The 5,692-nt window shown below is 69.5% G+C and carries 4 protein-coding genes and 1 pseudogene; 1 reads left to right on the top strand and 4 read right to left on the bottom strand.

The window, feature by feature from the left end; all coding sequences use genetic code 11:
- Positions 1-58: 58 nt before the first annotated feature.
- The 3 genes from AC5LUJ_RS16355 to AC5LUJ_RS16345 are packed head-to-tail and all read right to left on the bottom strand — an operon-like array spanning position 59 to position 3,414.
- Positions 59-1,321: a dihydrolipoamide acetyltransferase family protein gene (locus AC5LUJ_RS16355; RefSeq protein WP_250284592.1), complete on the bottom strand. Its 1,263-nt coding sequence runs from the start codon at positions 1,319-1,321 to the stop codon at positions 59-61.
- Complete coding sequence (locus AC5LUJ_RS16350) at positions 1,318-2,301, bottom strand: alpha-ketoacid dehydrogenase subunit beta (protein WP_250284594.1); 984 nt, start codon at positions 2,299-2,301, stop codon at positions 1,318-1,320. Before AC5LUJ_RS16350 ends, AC5LUJ_RS16355 begins: the two co-directional genes overlap by 4 nt.
- Entirely contained in the window at positions 2,302-3,414 is a 1,113-nt protein-coding gene (locus tag AC5LUJ_RS16345; protein ID WP_250284597.1) for a thiamine pyrophosphate-dependent enzyme, read from the bottom strand.
- A gap of 142 nt (positions 3,415-3,556) precedes the next feature.
- Here AC5LUJ_RS16345 and AC5LUJ_RS16340 point away from each other — a divergent pair.
- Positions 3,557-3,916: pseudogene (locus tag AC5LUJ_RS16340) on the top strand (transposase); the annotation flags it as partial.
- A gap of 137 nt (positions 3,917-4,053) precedes the next feature.
- Here the strand turns inward: AC5LUJ_RS16340 and ltrA are convergent.
- Complete coding sequence (ltrA, locus tag AC5LUJ_RS16335; RefSeq protein WP_493465238.1) at positions 4,054-5,364, bottom strand: group II intron reverse transcriptase/maturase; 1,311 nt, start codon at positions 5,362-5,364, stop codon at positions 4,054-4,056.
- Between the last annotated feature and the right edge of the window lie 328 nt (positions 5,365-5,692).

The following is a 5,692-nucleotide window of genomic DNA, read 5'->3' as shown; positions in this document are numbered from 1 at the left end:
GGCGTCAGCCCGCCGGCCGTTGTTGATCTCCGCGACCGGGGCTTCCCCAGGGCCGCTCTCACGCGTACAGCATGGCCCGCCCGGGGTCGTGTAGCAGCCGCCCGACCTCGACCAGCACCCGCGAGCCCAGTTCACCGTCGACGAGCCGATGGTCGAACGACAGGGCGAGCTGGGTCACCTGGCGCGGCACTATCGCGCCATCCACGACCCATGGCCTCTCGCGGACCGCGCCGAAGGCGAGGATCGCGGCCTCGCCGGGGTTGAGGATCGGCGTGCCAGCGTCAACGCCGAGGGCGCCGATGTTGGTGATCGTGACGGTCCCGCCGGACGTCTGCTCCGGCGAGGTCCTGCCTGCCCGGGCGTGCTCGACCAGCTCGCCCAACGCGGACGCCAGTCCCTTCAGGTCGAGGCCGTCGGCGTCCTTGATGTTCGGCACGACAAGGCCGCGGGGCGTGGCGGCGGCGATGCCCAGGTTCACGTAATGGTGCTGCACGATCTCCTGGGCGTCCTCGTCCCAGCGGGCGTTGATGCCCGGATACCGCCGGATCGCCAGGAGCAGGCAGCGGGCGACCAACACCAGCGGTGTGATCCGCACGCCGGCCCAGTCCCGGTCCTCCTTGAGGCGGGCGAGCAGCGCCATCGTGGCGGTCACGTCGACGGTCAGGAACTCCGTGACGTGCGGGGCGGTGAAGGCGGAGCGGACCATCGCCGCCGCGGTCGCCCTGCGGACGCCCTTGATCGGGACGCGGGTCTCGCGGACCGGTCCGGCGGGCTGCGCGGACGCGGCGGCCGCGACATCCTCCCGGGTGACCATCCCGGGCTTGGTCGCCGCGAGCGCGTCGAGATCGACACCGAGGCGGCGGGCCAGCAGCCGCACCGGCGGTGTCGCGCGTGCCCGGGTGGGGCCCGCCACCGGCCGTGGCGGGACAGGCTCGGCAACGCCCACGCCGCGCGGCCGGAGACGACGGCGCCGGTCCGGTGCCGCGCTCGGCCCTGTCCCCACGAGCACCAGCGGCTCATCGGCGCCAGCAGCACCGGCGGTGCTAGCGATGCCAGCGCTGTCACCGTCGTCAGCGGGCTCACCGACAATGGTGACGAGAACGCCGCCGACCTGGACCGTGGCCCCTTCCTCGACGTGGATCTCGGCGATCGTGCCCGCCACCGGCGAGGGCAGCTCGACGACGGACTTGGCGGTCTCGATGTCGACCAGCGGATCGTTGACAGCGACGGTGTCTCCGGCGCGCACCCGCCAGGTGACGACTTCGGCCTCAGCCAGGCCCTCGCCGACGTCGGGCAGCCGAAATGCGGTCCTCGTGCTCATGCGACGTCCCCGAAGTGCAGGGCGCGGTCGACCGCGTCGAGAATCCGGTCGACGTCGGGGAGAAAGTCGTCCTCGACGCGGGCCGGCGGGTAGGGCAGGTTGTAGGCGCCGACCCGCAGCACCGGCGATTCCAGCTCGTGGAAGCAGGCCTCGGTGACGGCGGCGGCGATCTCCGCGCCGATCCCGGCGAACGTCGACGCCTCGTGCACCACGACCATCCGCCCGGTCCGTCGTGCCGCCTCGCGCAGCGCCGGGAGGTCGAGCGGGGAGATCGACCGCAGGTCGATCACTCCGAGCGAGAACCCGTCCTCGCGGGCGGCCTCGGCCGCCCTAAGAGCGGTAGCGACGGTAGGCCCGTGCGCGACGAGCGTGCAGTCGTCACCCTCGCGCAGGACGCGCGCCTTGTGCAGCTCGAGGCCGGGCTCGTCGGCGACCTCGCTCTTGTCCCAGTACCGGCGCTTCGGCTCGTAGAAGACCACGGGATCGTTGCAGCGCAGCGCCTGCTGGATCATGTGGAACGCGTCGTGCGGGCTCGCGCAGGACACGACCCGCAGGCCGGCTGTGTGCGCGAAGTAGGCCTCGTTCGACTCGCTGTGGTGCTCGACGGCGCCGATCCCGCCGCCGGCCGGGATCCGGACGACGACCGGCAGCGCGATGCGCCCGCCCGAGCGGGCCCGCATCTTCGCGAGCTGGCTGACGATCTGGTCGAACGCCGGATACACGAACCCGTCGAACTGGATCTCCACCGCGGGCCGGTAGCCGCGCAACGCCAGCCCGATCGCGGTGCCGACGATCGCCGATTCGGCGAGCGGGGTGTCCACCACGCGTGCCGTGCCGAAGTCCTTCTGCAGGCCGTCGGTCACCCGGAAGACACCGCCGAGCGTGCCGATGTCCTCTCCCATCACGACGACCCGCTCGTCGTCCTCCATCGCTTTGCGCAGCCCGGCATTGATCGCCTGGGCGAGGGTCATGACGGTCATTCAGCGGCCCGCCTCGAGCGCGTCGCGGTGGCGCAGGTAGTCGTGCCGCTCCTGGTCGAGCGCGTCGTGCGGCTCGGCGTAGACGGTGCCGAACAGGTCAGCCAGCCCCGGCCCGGTCAGCCCGCGGCAGGCCTTACGCACCTCGTCCCCGAACGCCGCGAGCTCGTCCTGCAGCTGGTCGAACCACGAGTCCGGGGTACCGAGCGCGCGCAGCAGAGCGTCCGACCGGGCGAGCGGATCACGGCCCTGCCACAGCTCCACCTCCGCCTGGGTGCGGTAGCGGCCCGGGTCGTCGGAGCTGCTGTGCCCGGCGAGACGGTAGGTCTCGGCCTCGATCAGGGCCGGCCCGTCCCCGGCGCGGACCCGGGCGGCCGCCTCGCCGGTCACGGCGAGCACCGCGAGCACGTCGTTGCCGTCGACGTGATAGGTGCGCAGGCCGAACCCTGCCGCGCGGCGGTGCACGGGCGTGCGCATCTGGGTCGTTGTCGGGGTGGAGATCGCCCACTGGTTGTTCTGGCAGAAGAACAGGATCGGCAGGCCGGCGGCGGCGGCCCAGTTCAACGCCTCGTTGACGTCCCCCTGGCTCGCCGCGCCGTCCCCGAAGTAGGTCACCACGATCTCGTCGGTGCCCTCCATCGCGGCACCGGCCGCGTAGCCGGTGGCGTGCAGCGTCTGGGTGCCGAGCACGAGCGAGTAGATGTGGAAGCGGTGCGCGGTGGGGTCCCAGCCGGCGTGCCGGTGGCCGCGCCACTGCGTGAGCAGCTCGGCGGGTGTGATGCCCCGGCACAGCGCGGCGGCGTGCTCACGGTAGCTGGGGAACACCATGTCGCTGTCCCGCACCGCCCGTATCGAACCGACCTGTGCGGCTTCCTGGCCCCAGCTCATCAGCCAGAGGCTCACCTCGCCCTGGCGCTGCAGGGCGAGGGCGGCGTGGTCGAGGCAGCGGGCGCGGGCCATGTCGCGATGCAGCTCGCGGACCAGATCGGGGTCGATGTCGGCGGCTCGCCCGAGGTCGGTCAGAGTGCCGTCCGGAGCCACCAGCCGCAGGGGTGATGCGGGGTAGCCGGGGGCGACCGCGTCGGAACAAGCCGACGCGATCAGCGAAACCGTCATGATGCTCCTCAGCCTGTATCCTACAGAAACAGTGGTCGGCTTGTGTTCTGTGTCTTGACAATCCGCGTGTCGTCGCATAAAGAACGGCCGCCGTCTGGACTGTCGGGTTTGTGCATGAACTCGAGAGAACAGCGGCGGCCGCATGGACAGCATAGACGACATCACCCCGGACGGCTGGCAGGCCGGCTTCGAGGAGATGCTCGCGAGAATCGCGGACCGCTTCTCCACCGGAACAGTCCGACAACAGGCACGATCATACCTGGCTGGCCTCCTATCCACCATGGAACGGAAGAACAGCCGGTCGATCGCCGAATATACCGGCGCACCCGGCCCCCATCGGATCCAGCGGCTCCTGAACACCTACCCGTGGGACTCCGACCTGGTACGGGACATCCTCCGCGACTACGTCGCCGAACACCTCGGGAACCGGAAGGAATACTGGTCGCGGGCGAAACAGGATTCATCAAGAAGGGAAAAGCGACTCCTCGCGGTGCACCGGAAACTGTGTTCATCCGATCACCAGGAGTTGTGGCCAGTGGTGGCCCAGTGCAGCCGCGAGCCTGGTCGGGTGGCCCGGGGGATCGCACCCCCGGGCTCCCACAGAACGGAGCGTGAACCTCTCGGTTCACTCCGCTCTTCTCACCGTGGTCCGGTCGGCATGGATGCCCAGGCCCAGTGCGCGAACAGTCCGGGCTCTCGATCGAGGATCCCGGTCCACCATGCTCTGAACCGCTTGAACGGGCGTAGCCGTCTGTACTTCTTGCCAGCCCACCGCATCAGGTAGGTGTTGATGCGTTGCAGGAGGGGGGACATCTGCGACCGGTAGAACCGGCCGTAGTAGTTCATCCAGCCCGCCACGACCGGGTTGATCAGTGTGGCGAGCTCGCTCAGGTCGTGTCTGGTTCGCGTGTGGATCCGCCATCGGCGGACCCGCTGGCTCATCTTCTTCAACGCCTCGGGGCTGACCGCGGGCTGGAAGCCCACGAACATCGTCCCGTCGGCTCTCCTGGCGCCCCTGGGCCGGAAGGTGTACCCCAGGAACGTGAACGAGGTGTGCTCGTGCGAGCCACGCCGCCTGCCGTCCTTGCAGTACACGATTTTGGTCTTGGTCGGGTGCAGCCGCAGCCCGACCTCGGCCATCCGGCTGGTGAGCGCAGCCAGCACCACGCGGGCCTCCTGTTCCGACGCGCAGTGCACGATCGCGTCGTCCGCATATCGCTCGAACTGCACACCTGGGAAATTCCGGGCCAGGAACAGGTCGAACGCGTAGTGCATGAACAGGTTGGCGAGGACGGGTGATATCGCCGACCCCTGCGGGGTCCCGCGTTCCCGCCTTGCCAGGGTCCCGTCGGGCAGCTGCAGCGGGGCGGCAAGCCACCGCCGAACGTAGAGCAGCACCCATGTCCGGTCGGTGGTGATGTTGGCCTCGACCGCCTTGACCATGAGGTCCCACGGCACGCTGTCGAAGAAGTCCTGGACATCGAGATCGATGACCCAGTCCTTCTTCCAGCACCGTTGCCGGCACCTGGCCACGGCATCCAGCGCACCGCGCCGACGCCGGTACCCGTAGGAGTCTCCATGAAAGATCGACTCCGTGCGGGCTTCCAACGCCATCGCGGCCACCGTCTGCGCCACCCGGTCGGCGACCGTGGGCACGCCGAGAACTCTCGTGCCCCCAGCCGCCTTGGGTATCTCCACCGCCATCACCGGAGGCGGAAAGTAGGTCCCCGACGACATCCGATTCCAGATCTTGTAGAGATTGTTCCTCAGATCGGACTCGAACGTGGCCAGGGACTGCCCGTCCACCCCGGCGGCACCCTTGTTGGCCCTCACACGCCTATACGCCTCCCACACCAGCTGCTTCGATATCTGAAACGACTTGCCTTCCGGACCTGACCTGCCCACACGTCTCCTCCCGGCAACGCCGGTTGCTCGCGCAAACAAACCCATCGATGAGCCGGCCCCTTCGCATCCACCCCGATTACCAGGGCTTCCTCGCTACTACGAGCCGGTCCGCCAGCAGACGCCGCGACGGTACTCAACGCCTTACGGTTCCTGCCGCTTGGCGCGCTCCCTCTCGCCCGTCCACCCCGCAGGGCGGGCGTGCAGTATCGGCATCCGCCTTCCCATGTTCCACGTGAAAGCCGCAGACCAGGCTCGCGCCGCCTCCATGCCGGGCACCACCTGGCCAGTACACGGGCTCCCGCCAGGCTCGTCCTGAAGCAACCCCAAGCGCCCCAGTCGGGTGGCCCGGAGGAATCTCACCCCCGGGCTCCCA

The sequence above is a fragment of the Protofrankia sp. CiP1_Cm_nod3 genome (genome assembly GCF_982290655.1).
This window is presented reverse-complemented; position numbering and strand designations above follow the sequence as displayed.